14 protein-coding genes, 1 tRNA gene and 2 pseudogenes are annotated in these 17,424 nt (G+C 67.5%); 12 read left to right on the forward strand and 5 right to left on the reverse strand.

What is annotated here, in order from left to right:
- The first annotated feature begins 40 nt into the window (after window positions 1-40).
- The 6 genes and pseudogenes from ACZZ93_RS17135 to ACZZ93_RS17160 all read left to right on the forward strand — a co-directional run bounded on the left by ACZZ93_RS17135 (window position 41) and on the right by ACZZ93_RS17160 (window position 6,588).
- Window positions 41-1,851: pseudogene (locus ACZZ93_RS17135) on the forward strand (ABC-F family ATP-binding cassette domain-containing protein).
- A 123-nt stretch (window positions 1,852-1,974) separates the two neighbouring features.
- Window positions 1,975-3,561 carry a Na+/H+ antiporter gene (locus ACZZ93_RS17140; RefSeq protein WP_463511628.1) on the forward strand — a complete coding sequence of 529 codons (1,587 nt, stop codon included), beginning with the start codon at window positions 1,975-1,977 and terminating at the stop codon, window positions 3,559-3,561.
- Entirely contained in the window at window positions 3,558-3,776 is a 219-nt protein-coding gene (locus ACZZ93_RS17145) for a hypothetical protein (RefSeq protein ID WP_463507762.1), read from the forward strand. The genes ACZZ93_RS17140 and ACZZ93_RS17145 overlap by 4 nt, the downstream gene beginning before the upstream one ends.
- Before the next feature lie 91 nt (window positions 3,777-3,867).
- Window positions 3,868-4,782, forward strand: coding sequence for a MetQ/NlpA family ABC transporter substrate-binding protein (locus ACZZ93_RS17150; RefSeq protein WP_053097067.1), 915 nt, complete (start codon window positions 3,868-3,870; stop codon window positions 4,780-4,782).
- 103 nt (window positions 4,783-4,885) lie between these two features.
- Entirely contained in the window at window positions 4,886-5,929 is a 1,044-nt protein-coding gene (locus ACZZ93_RS17155; RefSeq protein WP_053097066.1) for a methionine ABC transporter ATP-binding protein, read from the forward strand.
- Entirely contained in the window at window positions 5,929-6,588 is a 660-nt protein-coding gene (locus ACZZ93_RS17160; RefSeq protein ID WP_053097064.1) for a methionine ABC transporter permease, read from the forward strand. The genes ACZZ93_RS17155 and ACZZ93_RS17160 overlap by 1 nt, the downstream gene beginning before the upstream one ends.
- Here the strand turns inward: ACZZ93_RS17160 and ACZZ93_RS17165 are convergent.
- Both ACZZ93_RS17165 and ACZZ93_RS17170 read right to left on the reverse strand, forming a co-directional pair.
- The gene (locus ACZZ93_RS17165; RefSeq protein ID WP_463511629.1) at window positions 6,575-7,498 is read right to left on the reverse strand and encodes a pseudouridine synthase; all 924 of its coding nucleotides are present in this window, start codon (window positions 7,496-7,498) and stop codon (window positions 6,575-6,577) included. The genes ACZZ93_RS17160 and ACZZ93_RS17165 overlap by 14 nt on opposite strands.
- Window positions 7,499-7,515: 17 nt before the next feature.
- Window positions 7,516-8,010: a MarR family winged helix-turn-helix transcriptional regulator gene (locus tag ACZZ93_RS17170; protein WP_053097060.1), complete on the reverse strand. Its 495-nt coding sequence runs from the start codon at window positions 8,008-8,010 to the stop codon at window positions 7,516-7,518.
- 71 nt (window positions 8,011-8,081) lie between these two features.
- On the opposite strand from ACZZ93_RS17170, the gene ACZZ93_RS17175 reads away from it, so the two are divergent.
- The 6 genes from ACZZ93_RS17175 (at window position 8,082) to ACZZ93_RS17200 (ending at window position 13,659) form a co-directional block, all read left to right on the forward strand.
- Window positions 8,082-8,153 (forward strand) — tRNA-Gln (locus ACZZ93_RS17175).
- A gap of 1 nt (window position 8,154) precedes the next feature.
- Window positions 8,155-9,585 carry a bifunctional UDP-N-acetylglucosamine diphosphorylase/glucosamine-1-phosphate N-acetyltransferase GlmU gene (gene glmU / locus ACZZ93_RS17180; RefSeq protein WP_072591547.1) on the forward strand — a complete coding sequence of 477 codons (1,431 nt, stop codon included), beginning with the start codon at window positions 8,155-8,157 and terminating at the stop codon, window positions 9,583-9,585.
- 8 nt (window positions 9,586-9,593) lie between these two features.
- The gene (locus ACZZ93_RS17185) at window positions 9,594-10,628 is read left to right on the forward strand and encodes a ribose-phosphate diphosphokinase (RefSeq protein WP_053097056.1); all 1,035 of its coding nucleotides are present in this window, start codon (window positions 9,594-9,596) and stop codon (window positions 10,626-10,628) included.
- Window positions 10,629-10,713: 85 nt separating this feature from the next.
- A complete protein-coding gene (locus ACZZ93_RS17190) occupies window positions 10,714-11,184 on the forward strand; it encodes an FMN-binding protein (RefSeq protein ID WP_053097053.1) in 471 nt (156 codons plus the stop codon).
- A 15-nt stretch (window positions 11,185-11,199) separates the two neighbouring features.
- Window positions 11,200-12,057, forward strand: coding sequence for an FAD:protein FMN transferase (locus ACZZ93_RS17195; RefSeq protein ID WP_463511630.1), 858 nt, complete (start codon window positions 11,200-11,202; stop codon window positions 12,055-12,057).
- A gap of 27 nt (window positions 12,058-12,084) precedes the next feature.
- A complete protein-coding gene (locus ACZZ93_RS17200) occupies window positions 12,085-13,659 on the forward strand; it encodes an FAD-dependent oxidoreductase (protein ID WP_295101881.1) in 1,575 nt (524 codons plus the stop codon).
- A gap of 247 nt (window positions 13,660-13,906) precedes the next feature.
- Here ACZZ93_RS17200 and ACZZ93_RS17205 read toward each other — a convergent pair whose 3' ends face one another.
- The 3 genes and pseudogenes from ACZZ93_RS17205 to ACZZ93_RS17215 form a co-directional block, all read right to left on the reverse strand.
- Window positions 13,907-14,269, reverse strand: coding sequence for an endonuclease domain-containing protein (locus ACZZ93_RS17205; RefSeq protein ID WP_463511766.1), 363 nt, complete (start codon window positions 14,267-14,269; stop codon window positions 13,907-13,909).
- Between the two features lie 930 nt (window positions 14,270-15,199).
- Window positions 15,200-16,669 carry a sensor histidine kinase gene (locus ACZZ93_RS17210; RefSeq protein WP_463511631.1) on the reverse strand — a complete coding sequence of 490 codons (1,470 nt, stop codon included), beginning with the start codon at window positions 16,667-16,669 and terminating at the stop codon, window positions 15,200-15,202.
- A gap of 26 nt (window positions 16,670-16,695) precedes the next feature.
- Window positions 16,696-17,423: pseudogene (locus ACZZ93_RS17215) on the reverse strand (response regulator transcription factor).
- Between the last annotated feature and the right edge of the window lies 1 nt (window position 17,424).

Here is a 17,424-nt window from a genome sequence, read left to right on the forward strand (position 1 = left end):
ACCGGGCCACCCAGACCGCGCGACTACCCTGGGGAGTGACATGGCACATCTTCTCGGGGCAGAAGCCCTTCATCTCGAATATCCGACGAGGGTCGTCTTCGACTCCGTGACCCTCGGCATCGAAGAAGGTGACCGCATCGGCATCGTCGGCCGCAACGGCGACGGCAAGTCGAGCCTCCTCGGAATGCTCGCCGGCATCAAGGGGCCGAACTCGGGCCGCGTCACGGTGCGAGGCGGCACGACCATCGGCGTCCTCGACCAGGCCGACACCCTCAGCGACGACCTGACCATCAGCGCGGCGGTCGTCGGTGACACCCCGGAGTACGAGTGGGCCGGCGACCCGCGCATCCGCGACGTGATCGAGGGACTGCTGAAGGACCTGCCCTGGGATGCGGAGATCGGCTCCCTCAGCGGAGGCCAGCGCCGACGCGTGTCACTCGCCAAGCTGCTGACGGGGGACTGGGATGTCATCGCCCTCGACGAGCCCACCAACCACCTCGACGTCGAGGCCATCACCTGGCTCGCCGGACACCTCAAGAAGCGGTGGAGCCCGAACTCCGGAGCGCTCATGGTCGTGACTCACGACCGGTGGTTCCTCGACGAGATCTGCACCGAGACCTGGGAGGTGCACGACCGCATCGTCGAGCCCTTCGAGGGCGGCTATGCGGCGTACATCCTGCAGCGGGTCGAGCGCGACCGCATGGCGGCGGCGACAGAGGCCAAGCGTCAGAACCTCGCCAAGAAGGAGCTCGCGTGGCTCCGTCGAGGCGCACCCGCGCGAACCGCGAAGCCGAAGTTCCGCATCGATGCGGCCAACGAGCTCATCGCCGACGTGCCGGAGATCCGCGACAAGGTCTCCCTGCAGTCGCTCGCCGTCTCTCGTCTCGGCAAGGACGTCGTCGACCTGCTCGACGTCGGAGTGACCTATCCGACCGCCGACGGCGGCACCCGCGAAGTCCTCCGCGACGTCGAGTGGCGCATCGCGCCGGGGAGCGCACCGGCATCCTCGGTGTGAACGGCGCCGGCAAATCGACGCTGCTCGGGCTGATCTCGGGCACCGTCGAGCCCACCGTCGGCCGTGTGAAGCGCGGCACGACCGTGAAGGTGAAGACGCTCACGCAGCGCCTCGACGAACTCGAGGACGTCCGACGCGAGCCGGTGCGTGTCGTGATCTCGCGACTGCGCACCTCGTACACGATGGGATCCGGCTCGAAGGCGCAGGAGCTCACGCCGGGCCAGCTCCTCGAGCGGCTCGGCTTCGATTCGGCGCAGCTCTCCACCCCCGTGAAGGATCTCTCCGGAGGTCAGCAGCGCCGCCTGCAACTGCTTCTCGTGCTCCTCGACCAGCCCAACGTGCTGATCCTCGACGAGCCCACCAACGACCTGGACACCGACATGCTCGCGGCCATCGAGGATCTGCTCGATTCGTGGTCGGGAACCCTGCTGGTGGTCAGCCACGACCGGTACTTCCTCGAGCGCGTCACCGACCAGCAGTTCGCGATCCTCGACGGCCACCTGCGGCACCTGCCCGGCGGCGTCGACGAGTACCTGCGCCTGCGCCAGTTGCAGACCTCGGCACCGGGCAGGTCGCAGACGGCCGTCAACACCGAGAAGAAGGCCCCCAGCCTCGACGGCGCCGCACTGCGCGCCGCCCAGAAAGAGGTCTCGTCGCTCGAGCGCCGCATCCAGAAGCTCACGCAGCAGGTCGACAAGGCGAAGACCGCTCTGGCGGATCACGACCAGTCGGACTTCGCCGGCCTCGGCGACAAGATGAAGGCGATCAGCGACCAGCAGGCCGAGATCGAGGAACTCGAACTCCGCTGGTTCGAGCTGACCGAAGAGCTCGACTGACGAGAGGTCTGGCCCTTCCACCCTCGCGGGAATACGGTGGCAGTCGAATGCGCTGTGCTCTGGGCGGGGTTCGATGCCAGCCGGGATCGCACAGCTTGATCCTGCGGTACCCGGGAGGTTCAGATGGAAGGACTCGAGGTCACCGTCCTGATCGGACTCACGATCCTCGTGGGCACGTTGATCGCGCCGCGCGTTCGACTCGCGCTGCCGCTCGTCCTCGTGATCTTCGGACTCCTGCTCGGCTTCGTCCCGCAGCTCCGCGAGATCCAGCTGCCCCCTGAGACGGTCCTGCTGCTGTTCCTCCCGGTGATGCTGTTCTGGGAGAGCCTCACGACCTCGCTGCGATCGATCCGCCGTGACTTCCGCTACATCCTCCCGATGAGCACGGTGCTCGTCGTGGCATCCGCATTCGCCGTCGCGGGCATCGGTCTGCTGTTCGGGATGCCGTGGGAGACCGCGCTGATCCTCGGCGCCGCAGTGGCCCCGCCGGATGCGACGGCCGTGGCAGCCCTCGGCAGGCTGCTGCCCCGGCGCATGTTCATGAAGCTCAAGGCCGAGAGCCTCACGAACGACGGAACCGCGCTCGTGCTCTACGCGATCGCCGTCTCGCTGGCTCTCGGCGGCAACATCACGCCCTTGTCGGTGACGATGTCGGTGCTCACCTCCTATGTCGGAGGAATAGCGGCCGGTGTCGTGATCGCAGGCCTCGGGTACCTGCTGCTGCGTCGCACCTCTTCGACGATCGTCATCAACGTCGCGCTGCTGCTCATCCCGTTCAGCGCGTTCCTCCTCGCGGAGATCGTGCACGCCTCCGGCGTGCTGGCCGTCGTCGTGGCCGGTCTCATCGTCGCCTATGTCTCGCCCCGGGTGACGACAGCCTCGTCGCGGCGGCAGGCCGACGCCGCATGGCCGTTCGGTGTCTTCCTGCTCAACGGAGCGCTGTTCGTGCTGATCGGGCTCGAGGTGCAGTTCGTCGCGCATGAGATCTCCGCGGCAGCGATCGGCCGGCTCGTGCTCATCACCCTCGCGGTGTGGGGGACGCTGCTCGTCGTCAGATATCTCTTCCAGCTGCTGAACGCGCCCTTCCAGCGACGCAATCCGGCGCTTCCGTCCCGTGGTGCCAAGGCGCGATCGATGGCGGTGTCGACGGTCGCAGGCATGCGGGGTGCCGTCTCGCTCGCGATCGCGCTGTCGGTTCCGGCCGCCAGCGCGACCGAGGGCGAGATCGCCGGACGCGACGAGATCGTGTTCGTCACGGCGGGAGTGATCCTGCTCAGTCTGCTCGTGCAGGGGCCGCTGCTGCCGGCGATCGTTCGCTGGGCGCGTTTCCCGGTCGATCACATGGAGGCCGAGGAGTACGAGCTCGCCGAGCGGACGATCTCGGGCGCGGCACTGGCCGCCCTCGACGACCTCGCCGTCGAGCACGGCGTCGGTCAGGAGATCCGAGACAAGGTGCGTGCCGAGGGCTACCAGATGCTCGAGTTCTCGAACGCGCGTGCGCTGGCGCGCGAGCAGGCGATCGTCGATGCCGAGGCCCAGGCGCTCGACGTCATGCTCGACGAGCCCGATCCGCTGGGCGGCGGCCAGCAGATGAACGGGGAGCGGATGCCGGTGCCGCGGAGGCGTCGGTCGCGCTGCGACTGCCGGACGCGACTCGTGTCGGCGACGACGGTGAGCTCGCGGACGGCGAGGTCAGGACTCTGCAGATGATCGCCACCTCGGCCGACGTCGACGTCATGCAGCGGTCGCCGCTGCTGCGTCACGAGGAGCACACGCGCCTCAAGCTCGCGCTCATCGACCGCAAACGCGAGGTGCTGCTCGGACTGCGCAGAGACGGGACGGTCGACGACCTCGTGGTCCGTCGGATCTCGGCACGACTCGACCTCGAACAGGTCCGGCTGCAGGGCATCGAGGACTACGACTGAGAGCTGTGACGCTCTGTGACACTCGATTGTCGCGCAGCGCGTCGCCCTGCCTAACGTATTCGAGTCCCCCAAGAGAGGAACCCGAACACTCATGTCCATCACAGCATCCCGTCGGACCACATCCGTCATCGCCGCGCTCGCCGCGGTCCCGCTCTTCGTCGCACTCGCAGGCTGCGCGACCGCATCGTCCGACGCCGGTTCCGGCGGCTCCGAGGACGAGACCGTCAAGATCGGTGTCGTCGGCAAGGGAGACGCACAGTGGGCTCCTTTCGTCGAGGCAGCCGCTGACGAGGGCATCACGGTCGAGCTCGTCGACTTCGGCTCGTACGAGCAGCCGAACCCCGCTCTGACCGAGGGTGAGATCGACCTCAACCAGTTCCAGCACATCGTGTACCTCGCCGAGTACAACACGGCATCCGGCTCCGACCTGACGCCGGTCGGCTCGACGGCGATCTACCCGCTGGGCCTGTACTCGCAGAAGTACGACGATGTCGACGACATCCCCGAGGGGGAGACCGTCGCGGTTCCCGACGACGCATCGAACCAGGCTCGCGCGCTGCTCGTGCTGCAGTCGGCCGGACTCATCGAGCTCAAGAGCGGCGGCACGATCTTCTCCGACCTCTCCGACATCGACACGGGCAAGTCCAAGGTCGAGGTCACCGCGCTCGAGGCCGCGCTGATCCCGACGTCGCTGCCCGACGTCGCGGCGGCGATCATCAACAACGACTTCGTCGAGGATGCGGGTCTGACCTTCGAGGACGCGATCGCTCAGGACGACCCTGAAGACCCGAACGCGCTTCCGTACGTGAACATCTTCGCGGCCCGCGCCGAGGACGCCGACAACGAGACGTACCTCAAGCTCGTCGAGATCTTCCAGACCAATGAGGACGTCCAGGCCGGCCTGCTCGAGTCGTCGGGTGACACCGCCGTGCCGCTGCAGACCCCGGTCGAGGATCTCGTCGCCTCGCTCGAGAAGGTCCAGAAGGACACCGAGGCCAACAAGTAGGACGACCGGGGTGGCTGACACCCCGTCCGATGAGGGAGAATCGGGTGGCGCTTCGTGCGTCACCCGATTCTTCGTTCCCGAAGCAGACAGACCGGAGCACCGCATGCCGATCGTCACCCTGACGAATGTCTCGAAGACCTACCCCTCCCGCACGCGCGACGAGTCCGAGGTCGTGGCCGTGGACGACGTGACCCTGTCGATCGAGAAGGGCGACGTCTTCGGGATCATCGGATACTCGGGCGCCGGCAAGTCCACGCTCGTACGACTGATCAACGCGCTCGAGCCGGCGACGAGCGGGACCATCACCGTCGACGACGTCGACATCACAGCTCTCAAGGAGAGCGAGCTGCGCAAGGTCCGCGGCGGCATCGGGATGATCTTCCAGCAGTTCAACCTGTTCTCCTCGCGCAGCGTCAAGGCGAACATCGCCTACCCGCTCAAGCTGGCCGGATGGTCGAAGCCGGACATCGAGAAGCGGGTCGCCGAGCTGCTGAGCTTCGTAGGCCTGGCCGACAAGGCGAAGGCGTACCCCGAACAGCTCTCCGGTGGCCAGAAGCAGCGCGTCGGCATCGCCCGCGCCCTCGCCACCGGCCCGGCCATCCTCCTCGCCGACGAGGCCACCAGCGCACTCGACCCGCAGACCACGCATGAGGTGCTCGACCTGCTCAAGCGGGTCAACCAGGAGCAGGGCGTCACGATCGTCGTCATCACCCACGAGATGGACGTCATCCAGACGATCGCCACCAAGGTCGCGGTCATGGAGAACGGACGGGTGATCGAGCAGGGCGATGTCTTCGACGTGTTCTCCGCCCCGCAGAATCCGGCCTCGCAGCGCTTCGTCGGAACGGTCGTGAAGGGCATCCCGTCGCCGTCTGAGCTCGGCGTGCTGCGGGAGCGCCACCGGGGCCGCCTCGTCACGTTCTCGTTCCGCGACGGCGACTCGTCGCAGGCTCAGGTCTTCCTCGACCTTGCCGGCGCCGGACTCGACTTCGAGCTCGTGTACGGCGGGATCAACGACATCCGGGGGCGCGCCTTCGGCCACCTCACACTCGCGATCCGGGGTGAGAGCGCCGTGATCGACCGCACGCTCGAGCAGATCGGCCAGCGCGTCGAAGTCACCGAGATCGCAGAAGAGGAGGCACGCTGATGGATCGTCTGAACGAACTGTGGCCCGACCTCTGGAAGGCCGCCCTCGAGACCCTGTACATGACGTCGTTCGCACTTGTGCTGGGCGGCATCCTCGGTCTCGCGATCGGCGTCATCCTGTATGTCACCCGTCCGGGCGGGCTCGCCGAGAACCGGGCCGTGTCGGTCATCGCGAACCTCGGGGTGAACTTCTTCCGCCCGATCCCGTTCGTGCTCTTCGTCGCCGTGGCGCAGCCGTTCGCCCGCGCGGTGGTCGGCACCGGCATCGGCACCACGGCCGGCGCGTTCATGATCGGTCTGGCCGCGGCGTTCGCCATCGGCCGCATCGTCGAGCAGCACCTCGTGTCGGTGTCGCCCGGCGTGATCGAAGCCGCGCGCGCCATGGGCGCAGGTCCCGCGCGCATCCTGTTCACGGTCGCGATCCCCGAGTCGCTCGGACCGCTGATCCTCGGCTACACGTTCATCGTGGTGGCACTGATCGACATGACCGCGATGGCAGGCCTCATCGGCGGCGGCGGCCTCGGCGCGTTCGCCCAGATCTACGGCTTCCGGCAGTTCGAGCCGGTCGTCATGTGGACGGCGATCGTCCTCATCGTCGTCTTCGTCCACCTCGTGCAGATGCTCGGCACGTGGCTCGCGCGCAGGATCATGCGGCGCTGACGGGAGCCTCCTGCAGCGTGCGCGTCGTGGTGAAGACCCGCGGCGCGCCGCTCAGCGGATCGACGAAGTGCAGCTCGCGCGCGAGCAGCTGCATCGGCTTCTCGAAGTCGTCGGGCTTCTCGCCACGCAACTCGGGGTAGAACGGATCGTTCAGGATGCCGAGCCCCAGCGCGGAGAGATGCACGCGGAGCTGATGCATCTTGCCGCTGTGCGGGTGCAGGAGCGTGTGCACGACGCGCTCGTCGGCATCGATCACATCGATCTGCGTCTCGGCGTTCGGCTCCCGCTCGTCGTCGACCTGGACCTTCAGCTCATTGCGGAGCTTCACGATGTGGTTGCGGTAGACGAGCGGGAATCGTGAGGCATCCCAGTCGGCCGGACGAGCCGACACGGCCTCGTACACCTTCTGCACCTGCCGCGTCTCGAAGAGCAGCTGATACGGCCCTCTCGTGGCCGGTCGCGCCGAGAACATCAGCACTCCTGCCGTGGCCCTGTCCAAGCGGTGGATGGGGGCGAGCTCGTCGTTGTCGAGCAGGTTGCGCAGTCGGATCAGCGCCGAGTTCTGCAGGAACTTCCCGCCGGGGATGGTGGGCAGGAAATGCGGCTTGTCGATGACCACCAGATCGTCGTCCTGATGGAGGACCTCGATCTCCACGGGGAGACGGGTCTCGACGGGCGGGTCGCGGTAGTACCAGATGAACTCCTCGACCCCCAAGGGCGTGTCCCGTGCGAGAGGGGTGCCGTCGCGGGCGACGATCTCACCGCGATCGAAGCGGCTGAGCAGCCCCTCGGGATCGAGGTGGAAGAAGCGCTCGATCATGTACGCGCCGACGGTCGGCCATTCGCCGCTCATCGGCACGTGCAGACGCGTCGCGCCGACGCCGCCGCGCACCGGAAGAGGGGAGAGCATGCCCATCCGTCAGCCCCTCACGCGTCGAAGCTCAGGCTCAGCTTGCGCAGCAACGCAGCGAGCCGATCGCGGTCACCGCGGGACAGCGCCTGCAGCAGGTCGTCCTCGACGTCGACGAGGCGCGTGATCGCGGCATCCACCCGGATGCGTCCGTCGTCCGTGAGCGTCACGAGCACGCTGCGGCCGTCGGCCGGGTCGCCCTCCCGTCGCACGAAACGTCGGCCGACCAGACGGTCGATGCGATTGGTCATGGTGCCGCTCGACACCAGCGTCTGCTGCAGCAGCTGCTTGGGGGAGAGCTGGAAGGGCGCGCCCGCGCGGCGCAGAGCCGACAGCACGTCCCATTCCCAGGCCTCCAGGTCGCTGCGTCGGAACACATCTCTGCGAGCCCGGTCGAGCAGCCTGGTCAGGCGATCCATCCGCGACAGCACCTCGAGAGGCGAGAAGTCGAGGTCGGGGCGCTGGGTGTTCCAGGCGCCGACGATCCGATCAACCTCATCCGCCTCAGTCATCCGTCCATTATCGCCGGTAGCACGCAGGTGGACGTGGCAGACTTGATCCGCGGCGCCCTCGGGGGCCGCGGTCCGCCGTGGTGTAATGGCAGCACGACAGCCTTTGGAGCTGTTAGGTCTAGGTTCGAGTCCTGGCGGCGGAGCATGACTGGGAACAATCTCGCGATCATCGTCCTCGCCGCAGGCCAGGGCACCCGCATGCGCTCGCGTCTTCCGAAGGTGCTGCACCCGATCGGCGGGCGTCCGCTCGTCGGCCACGTGCTGACCACCGCGACGCGACTCGGCGCCGATCACATCGAGGTCGTCGTGCGGCATGAACGCGACCAGGTCGTCGCCGCACTCGAGAAGGACTACCCGACCGCGGTCTTCATCGATCAGGACGACGTCCCCGGCACCGGACGCGCAGTGCAGGTGGCTGTCGACGCGCTCCCTGCCGACTTCGACGGCGACGTGCTCGTGCTCTCGGGCGACTGCCCTCTCGCGGATGCGGACACGCTGGGCTCGTTCCTCGACGCGCACCGCGCCGCGCAGGCGGAGGCGACCCTCATGACCGCCGTGGTCGAGGACCCGACCGGCTACGGCCGCGTCATCCGCGACGCCGACGGCGGCGTCGATCGCGTCGTCGAGCAGAAGGATGCGACGACCGAAGAAGCTGCCGTCAGCGAGATCAACGCGGGCATGTACGTGTTCCGCGTCTCGACGCTCCGCAAGTACCTGCCGTCGGTGGGCGTCGACAACGCGCAGGGCGAGATGTATCTGACCGACGTGCCGGGGCTCCTCCGCCGCGATGGCAGCCGTGTGGCGGCATCCGTCGTCTCCGACGTCACCGTCACCTACGGCGTCAACGACCGCGCTCAGCTCGCGGAGGTCGGTCGTCTGCTCAACCGCCGCATCGTGCGGCGCTGGCAGCTCGAGGGCGTCACCGTGATCGATCCTGCGACGACGTGGATCGACGACGACGCGACCCTCGCGCCCGACGTCACGATCCTCCCGAACACGCACATCCTGCGGGCGACGACGATCGCCGAGGGCGCCATCATCGGACCGGACACCACCCTCGTCGACTGCGAGGTGGGAGAGGACGCGATCGTCCGCCGCACCGATGCGACGCTCGCGGTGATCGGTGCCGAGGCCACGGTCGGACCGTTCTCGTTCCTGCGGCCGGGCACCGTCCTGGGGGCCAGAGGCAAGATCGGCGCCTACGTCGAGACCAAGAACGCCGAGATCGGCGAAGGCAGCAAGGTGCCGCACCTGTCATACGTCGGAGACGCGACCATCGGGCGAGGCGTCAACCTCGGTGCGAGCACGATCACCGCGAACTACGACGACGTGAACAAGCACCGCACTGTGGTCGAGGACGAGGTGCACACCGGCTCGCACACGACCCTCGTCGCGCCCGTTAGGCTGGGAGCCGGCGCCAAGACAGGTGCTGGCGCTGTCGTCCGCAAGGACGTCCCCGCCGGCTCCCTTGCCATGAGCGTCGCCCCTCAGCGCAACATCGAGGGTTGGGTCGAGAAGAACAGGGCAGGCACGGGCGCGGCAGACGCCGCAGCCCGAACCCGAGTGGCGGAGTAGGCAGAACGATGGCGCGCAAGAAGAAGACGGTCGATCTGGACAGGGACAACGGCATCGCTCCGGGTCTCGTTGCCAAGACCAAGAAGCGACTCGTGGTCGCAGGTGGTCGATCGCACCCCGAGCTCACCGCGGCGGTGGCCGCGTCGCTCGGAACAGAGGTCGTGCCGACAGAGCACCGCACCTTCGCATCCGGTGAGATCTACGCCCGGTTCGAGGTGTCGATCCGAGGCTGCGACCTCTTCCTGATCCAGACCTTCGGTGAGCCGGTCAACGAGTGGCTCATGGAGACCCTCATCATGATCGACGCCGCGAAGCGCGCGTCCGCCAAGCGCATCACCGTCGTCGCCCCGTACTATCCGTATTCGCGTCAGGACAAGAAGGGTCGCGGCCGTGAGCCGATCAGCGCCCGCCTCGTCGCCGACCTGCTGAAGACCGCCGGCGCAGACCGCGTGATGAGCGTCGACCTGCACGCCGCACAGATCCAGGGTTTCTTCGACGGTCCCGTCGACCACCTGTTCGCCAAGCCCGTGCTGCTCGAGTACTTCCAGCGCACGCTGAGCCCCGCCGACCGAGAGATCCTCACGGTCGTCTCGCCCGACATGGGTCGTGTCCGCGTGGCCGACACATGGTCCGACAGCCTCGGCGCCCCGCTGGCGATCATCCACAAGCGACGCGACCCGAAGGTCGCGAACCAGGTCTCGGTGCACGAGATCGTCGGAGCGGTCGAGGGTCGCACCTGCCTGCTCGTCGACGACATGATCGACACCGGTGGAACCATCGTGAAGGCCGCGCAGGCGCTCAAGGCCAACGGCGCGCATCGCGTGATCGTCGCCGCGACGCACGCGATCTTCAGCGATCCGGCCTCCGAGCGTCTGCAGGACGCCTCGATCGACGAGGTCGTGATCACCGACACGATCCCGCTCACCGAGTCGCGTCGCTGGGACAAGCTGACGGTCCTCCCGATCGCCCCGATGCTCGCGCGTGCGATCCACGAGGTCTTCGAAGACGGATCCGTCACGAGCATGTTCGGCGGAGACGCGTAAGCGACTCATATATCGGGCACAGCCTGCACATAGACGGGCTCCCTACGGTCGAATCAACACATCGATCAAGGCCGGGAGGACCATCATGATCCGCACGACTGTACCGACTTCTGTTCGCAAGAGCGCCGCCCTGGTCGGCGTCGCCGGGCTCCTCGTGCTCGCCGGTTGCTCCGGCACCGCGGATGCCGAAGACCAGTCCACCGACGCCGGAACCGACACGAGCACCGAGTCGACGGATTCGGGCGCATCGACGAGCGGCGACTACACCGACGGCACGTACACGGCCGACGGTTCGTACCAGACCCCCGAGACGGTCGAGAAGATCAGCGTGACCCTCACCGTCGCCGACGGCCTGGTCACCGAGGTCGAGGTGACCGGTGACCCGCAGGCACGCGAGAGCGAGCAGTACCAGGGGCAGTTCATCGACGGGATCTCGGATGAGGTCGTGGGCAAGTCGCTCGACGAGATCGAGGTCAGTCGAGTGGCCGGATCGTCGCTCACCAGCGGCGGGTTCAACGAGGCCGTCGAGTCGATCAAGGAGCAGGCGGCCGCCTGAGGCGCCTGACCACGTATGGCGATCTGGCGTTTCGACGCGATCGGCACGGCCTGGGAGATCGAGACGTCGCACGAGCTCGACGAGTATGACCGTGAGCGAGTCGGGGCCGAGATCGAGCGGTTCGACCGAGAGTGGTCGCGGTTCCGTGACGACTCCTCGGTCACGCGGGTCGGCCGTGACGGCGGCTCGATCTCCTCGCCCGATGCGGGAACCATGCTCGATGCCTTCCGCGAGCTGTCCCGCGCGACCCACGGGGCGGTCAACCCGCTCGTCGCCGACAGCCTGTCGGCCCTGGGCTACGACTCGTCGTACTCGCTCGTCGCGCACGATCCCGTCGCTGCGCCCGGCGACTGGACGTCCCTGCTGGACTGGACGCCGGGGGAGGCCACGGCATCCGTTCCCGCCCTGCTCGATGTCGGGGCCCTCGGCAAGGGGCGCCTCGTCGACCTCGTCGCCGCGGTGCTGTCCGACGTTCACGGGAGTGTCGTGGTCGATGCCGGCGGTGATATGAGGGTCCGCGGCGATGCGGTTCGGGTGGGCCTCGAGCATCCATACGATCCGACGAAGGCGATCGGCGTGATCGAACTGCAGGATGCCGCGCTGTGCGCCTCGGCGGTCAATCGCCGTGCGTGGGGCGACGGACTGCATCACGTCCTCGACGCTCGCACCGGCGTGCCCGTGCGGACATGGGCGGCCACGTGGGCGATCGCCCCCGACGCGATGCGAGCGGACGCTGTCGCGACTGCCCTGTTCTTCGAGGGCGGGCCAGAGATCGCCGCATCGTGGGGCGTGGAGTGGGTGCGGATGACGACCGACGGGCGGGCGGAACGCTCGACCAGCTGCCCCGCTCAGCTGTTCACCACCCGCCGTTGAATCAACGAAGTAGGGAAGAGTAGACCTGTGATCACCTCCATCACCGCACTGCGGCAGCGGGTCCTTGCGTTGCTCGGCGGCATCTCGATGTATCGCCTGGTGCTGTTCGCGCTGCTGACGCTGGCGCTCATCGCTGTGGTGCTCTCAGCTCTCGGCGTGATCGTCTCACCCACGCCGGTCGAGATCCTCGCATCCTTCGTCGTCCTGGCCATGGTCATCTCGCTGGTGGACGCAGCGGCCCAGCGAATCCTGCGCCTTCCGTGGCGTATCGAGTCGTCGCTGGTCACCGCGCTGATCCTGCTCTTCGTGCTCCGCCCCGGCATCGAGCCGAATGCCCTGCTCGGCCTCGCCATCGCCGGAGCCGTCGCGAGCCTCTCCAAGTACCTGATCGCGTGGCGAGGTCGGCACATCCTCAACCCGGCGGCGTTCGGCGCTGCCGTCGTGTCGATCCTCGGGTCGTTCGGAGCGTTCGAATGGCTCGGGACCTCGTCGTCCTGGTGGGTGGGCACCCCGTCACTCTTCATCCCCGTCCTGATCCTCGGGCTCGCCGTGCTGTGGCGCACCGAGAAGGTGCGGATCGTCGTCGTGTTCCTCGTCGTCGCCATCGCCGTCTCGGTCCTTCGTCAGGCCGTGCAGGCGCAGGAGTTCGCGATCGACTTCGACGCCGGCTCCGCCCTCTCGTTCGCGATCCTGCAGTCTCCGTTCCTGTTCCTCGGTGCGTTCATGCTGTCGGAGCCGTTGACTCTGCCGCCGCGACGGTGGCAGCAGTTCTCGGTGGCAGTTCTCGTCGGCGTGCTCGCCGGCTGGCCGATCGCGATCGGCGGTCTCTTCACGCTCGGGCAGGAGCGTGCTCTGCTCATCGGAAACCTCCTGGCCTTCGCCTTCGCGCTGCGCGGATCCGTGCGTCTCGTGCTCGAGAAGCGGCAGTTCATCACGCCGACGGCTCAGGAGCTGACGTTCCACGCGAAGGGCACGCTGAAGTTCCTGCCGGGGCAGTACCTCGAGCTGGACGTGCCGCACTCCCGCCCGGATGCGCGCGGAACCCGTCGCGAGTTCAGCATCGTCTCGGCGCCCGCCGACCTCCCGACGCTGCGCATCGCCTACAAGGACGGCGATCAGAAGCATCCCTCGAGCTACAAGCGTGCGCTGGCGGCCGCCGAGCCGGGTGCTGCGCTCGCGGTGACCGGCACATGGGGCGACTTCCTGCTTCCACGCGCCGAGACCCCGGTGCTGATGGTGGCCGCGGGCATCGGCGTCACGCCGTTCGTGTCGCAACTGCGACAGCTGATGCTGACCGAGCAGCAGCGTGACGTGGTTCTCGTCTACGTGGCATCCGACAGCTCGGAGCTCGCGTTCCGCGACGAGCTGGCCGCGACCGGTGCGCGCGTGATCGTGTTCACCCGGGACGAGCCTGTCGACCTGCCCTCGCGCTGGACCTGGGCCCAGGGTGCGCGCCTCGACGCGGCGGCTCTCGAGCACTACGTCCCGGACATCGGCGAGAGGCATTCCTACATCTCCGGCCCGCCGCGGCTGATCGCCGACCTCGCTCCCGCCCTGCAGAAGGCGCGGTCGCTCACGACAGACGCCTTCGCCGGGTACTGAGTCCGGTCTGTTCGGTGTCGCCCGGCGCCACGTGCAGGACGCCAGCACGTTCTGCGGGCCGGTTCTCCTGATTCCGTCCTGCATTCGTGCCTCGGTCCTGCAAGTGGTACAGGCTGTGCCTCGCCGAAGCGCTCTGTAGATCGCGGGGGTGGGTTGTCCTGTTCCGGTTGCAGGCCCCAGGCACGTTCTGCGGGGTGGTTTTCCTGATTCCATCCTGCATTCGTGCCTTGGTCCTGCAACCGGTACGTCAGATGCGTGCGCGAAGGCGATCGACGGCCGCAAGGATGGCGGCTTCCACGACCGGCCAGTCGTGGACGATCATCGCGTAGTCGAAGCGCAACGTCTCATATCCCTGCCTGGATGCCTCCGCATCGCGCAGCAGATCTCGATGGCGGTGCGATGCGCTGTCGTGATTCTCCGCCCCGTCGGCTTCGAGGATGAGCAGCTCATGGAGCACGAAGTCCACGCGTCCGACCGAAGGAATGTCGACCTGACATTCGAGATGGATCCCGAGCAGGTGAAGCCGAAGACGAAGCAGTGACTCGAGGCCGCTGTCGGCATCCGTCCGAGCCAGATCGACCAGCCACCGAGCCTTCGCCGGGAGGCGGATCGGATGCGGGCGCGGCCTGACGCTCCGATCTTGCGCAGCTGCAGGGCCGACTCGATCGAGACGAAGAACGACTCATCGCCCTTGCAGAGATAGACGTGCACAAGGGCGTCCTCGAGGGGAGCGAGGCCGAGAACCGTCCGTCCGCCGAAGTAATGGCCGGTGCAGGTGCATGCGATGTGGTGGTTTCGGCCGCGAGTGCCGAGCCAGACATGCGGATTCGTATCGTCCTCGAGCGTCCAGATGCCGTGCAGCCGCAGTGCACGAGAGCAGGTCAGCGCGCCTCCGTGCGCGGCAGCGGTGAGAACGTCGGCGGGAGCGGATGGCGTCGCGAACACGCCGTTGCGGACGCGAGTGATCGTGCCGTCGCGAACGGCTGACGAGAGCATCCGTCTGCTCAGCCCGAACTGGCGAAGAGTCGTACCCCTGGCCAGATCGCCCAGGTGAGAGAGGACGTGTGCGGCGGTCGGCATCTGATCGATCCTGCCCGTTCTGAGGCGGGGGACGGATCGGAATCGAGGGTCGTGGAAGGTATCGGCTGATAGCCCGACCTGTGCAGAAGAGAAGTCGTGGGTCCGTGCGGTCGTCTGCTTCACCGTCTGCAGGATGAGAGCACGGTTGCAGGATCAAAGTCGTCGGTTCGTCCTGCGAACGTGCCGCGGCCCTGCAAGCGGCCCGGGGGAGGGCCGGCGCAGAGGGGAGCGTGTTCCGTCTGCAGGATGAGAGCACGGTTGCAGGATCAAAGTCGTCGGTTCGTCCTGCAAGCGTGCCGCGGCCCCGCAGCCGGTCCTGGGGGAGGGCCGGCGCAGAGAGGGGCGTGTTCCGTCTGCAGGATGAGAGCACGGTTGCAGGACCGAAGTCGTCGGTTCGCCTTGCAGAAGTGCCTCGGTCCCGCAGACGGCTCTGCGGGACCGAGGGGAGACGAAGACGCGGTCAGTCCGAGGCGGACGCCGGATTGATCGGGAGCCGCACGCTGAAGGTCGTGTCTCCGGACTCGCTGTCGACCGTGAGGTGACCGCCGTGTCCTTCGACGATCGCCTTCGCGATGGCCAGTCCGAGCCCCGTGCCGCCGGTCTGGCGGGCGCGGGAGCTGTCACCGCGGGCGAAGCGTGCGAAGAGCTCGTCCCGCACCCCGGGGTCGATGCCCGGGCCGTTGTCGTGCACGCGCAGCACGGCCTCGTCGCCTTCGCGGGCCACGCTGAGGGTGATCGACGTACCGGCAGGCGTGTGCGTCCGCGCATTCGCGAGCAGGTTCGCGACGACCTGGTGCATGCGGCCCGCATCGCCGACGATGACGATGGGCTCGTCCGGCGCCTCGATGTTCCAGTGGTGGTCGGCTGCGGTCGGGCGCGCGTCGGAGAGCCCCTCCAGCGCGAGCTGCGTCAGATCGACGGTGCCGTAGACGAGTTCCCGTCCCTCGTCGAGACGGGCGAGCAGCAGCAGATCCTCCACCAGGCGCGTCATGCGCAGGGACTGGGCCTGGATGCGCTCGAGCGACGTCGTGGTGCTCTCGACGGCCGCCTCTCCGCCCTGCTGCTTCAGCGCACGCAGAGAGAGCTCGGAGTAGCCGCGGATCGACGACAGAGGTGTGCGCAGCTCGTGGCTCGCGTCGGCGACGAACCGACGCATCCGCTCTTCATTCTTCTGACGGGAGGCGAGAGAGGCGTTGACATGGTCGAGCAGCTTGTTGAGGGAGGAGCCGACGAGACCCGTCTCGGTCCGCGGATCGGCCTCCGCGGCAGGCACCCGCTCGGTGATCTGCACCTCTCCGCGGTCGAGGGGCTGGTTCGCCACCCGCGTCGCCGTCGCGGCGACCGCACGCAGCGGTCTCAGTCCGACGCGAATCGTGATCGCCGTCGTGAGCGCGAGGAGGATCAGACCGCCGATCGTCGCGAGGGCGATCACGGTGAGCAGTGTGGCCAGTTGATTCTGGATCTCGGTGCGGGGGAGACCGGTGACGACATTCACACCGTTGGGCGCCTGCTTCGCGAAGACCATGTACGAACCGAAGTCGTCCAGGGCGACGGTGGCGCTGGGCTGGCCGGCAAGTGCCGCGTCGATCCGTTCGAGGTCCGCGCTGGTCAACTTCTGCGGGACGCCGCCCCACTCGTCCTTGGTGTCGGGGAAGAGCACGCCGCTGGTGCCACCCTCGGTGCTGGACACCGCCAGCAGGAGTCCCGGAACCCGCGCATCGTTGATCTCGAGGATGTTGTCCATGTTCGCGAACTGGGCCGGTACCCGGCTGACCCACTGCGTCACCTGATTCGAGTAGCTGTGCAGGCGATCCTCAAGCTGCCGTTCGAGCGTGCTGCCGAGCAGCGCACTGGTGATCACGGCGACGATCACGAGGATGAGCGAGACGAAGCCGATCACGGCTGTCATCAGCCGTGTCTGCAGACTCATCGGCCGTCTGGCCATCCCCGTGCTGCTCACTGAGGTGCCTTGATCATGTAGCCGACACCGCGCACGGTGTGCAGCAGCGGGGTGCGTCCGGCGTCGATCTTCTTGCGGAGGTACGAGATGTACAGCTCGACGACCGAGGACTTGCCGCCGAAGTCGTAGCTCCACACGCGATCGAGGATCTGCGCCTTCGACAGCACTCTGCGTTCGTTGCGCATGAGGTAGCGGAGCAGCTCGAACTCGGTCGCGGTCAGCTCGATCTCGGTGCCATCGCGCATGACCTCGTGGCTGTCCTCATTGAGGGTGAGGTCGGCGACGCGGAGGATCGACTGACCGTCGTCGGCGGTCGCGTGTCCCGTGCGACGGATGATCGCGCGCAGACGTGCGATGACCTCTTCGAGACTGAACGGCTTGGTGACATAGTCGTCGCCGCCGGCGGTGAGGCCGGCGACGCGGTCGCCCACGGCATCCTTCGCGGTCAGGAACAGTACGGGCACGAGGCTGCCCGACTCGCGGAGGCGCCGCAGCACGGCCATGCCGTCGAGGTCGGGCATCATGATGTCGAGCACGAGAGCGTCGGGTTCGAACTCGCGCGCGACCTGCAGAGCTTCGAGGCCGGACGACGCCGTGCGCACCTCCCAGCCCTCCATCCGCAGAGCCATCGCGAGCAGGTCGGTGAGCATCTGCTCGTCGTCGACGGCGAGGATGCGCAGGGGGAGCCGTCGGGGCGGCGCAATTCGGGAAGATCAGTGCTCATG

Source organism: Microbacterium sp. AC026 (assembly GCF_979258475.1).

Coding starts and splice junctions, on each gene's coding strand:
- ACZZ93_RS17140 (WP_463511628.1), top strand. CDS start 1,975: ATGGAAGGACTCGAGGTCACCGTCCTGATCGGACTCACGATCCTCGTG.
- ACZZ93_RS17145 (WP_463507762.1), top strand. CDS start 3,558: ATGATCGCCACCTCGGCCGACGTCGACGTCATGCAGCGGTCGCCGCTG.
- ACZZ93_RS17150 (WP_053097067.1), top strand. CDS start 3,868: ATGTCCATCACAGCATCCCGTCGGACCACATCCGTCATCGCCGCGCTC.
- ACZZ93_RS17155 (WP_053097066.1), top strand. CDS start 4,886: ATGCCGATCGTCACCCTGACGAATGTCTCGAAGACCTACCCCTCCCGC.
- ACZZ93_RS17160 (WP_053097064.1), top strand. CDS start 5,929: ATGGATCGTCTGAACGAACTGTGGCCCGACCTCTGGAAGGCCGCCCTC.
- ACZZ93_RS17165 (WP_463511629.1), bottom strand. CDS start 7,498: ATGCTCTCCCCTCTTCCGGTGCGCGGCGGCGTCGGCGCGACGCGTCTG.
- ACZZ93_RS17170 (WP_053097060.1), bottom strand. CDS start 8,010: ATGACTGAGGCGGATGAGGTTGATCGGATCGTCGGCGCCTGGAACACC.
- glmU (WP_072591547.1), top strand. CDS start 8,155: ATGACTGGGAACAATCTCGCGATCATCGTCCTCGCCGCAGGCCAGGGC.
- ACZZ93_RS17185 (WP_053097056.1), top strand. CDS start 9,594: ATGGCGCGCAAGAAGAAGACGGTCGATCTGGACAGGGACAACGGCATC.
- ACZZ93_RS17190 (WP_053097053.1), top strand. CDS start 10,714: ATGATCCGCACGACTGTACCGACTTCTGTTCGCAAGAGCGCCGCCCTG.
- ACZZ93_RS17195 (WP_463511630.1), top strand. CDS start 11,200: ATGGCGATCTGGCGTTTCGACGCGATCGGCACGGCCTGGGAGATCGAG.
- ACZZ93_RS17210 (WP_463511631.1), bottom strand. CDS start 16,669: ATGAGTCTGCAGACACGGCTGATGACAGCCGTGATCGGCTTCGTCTCG.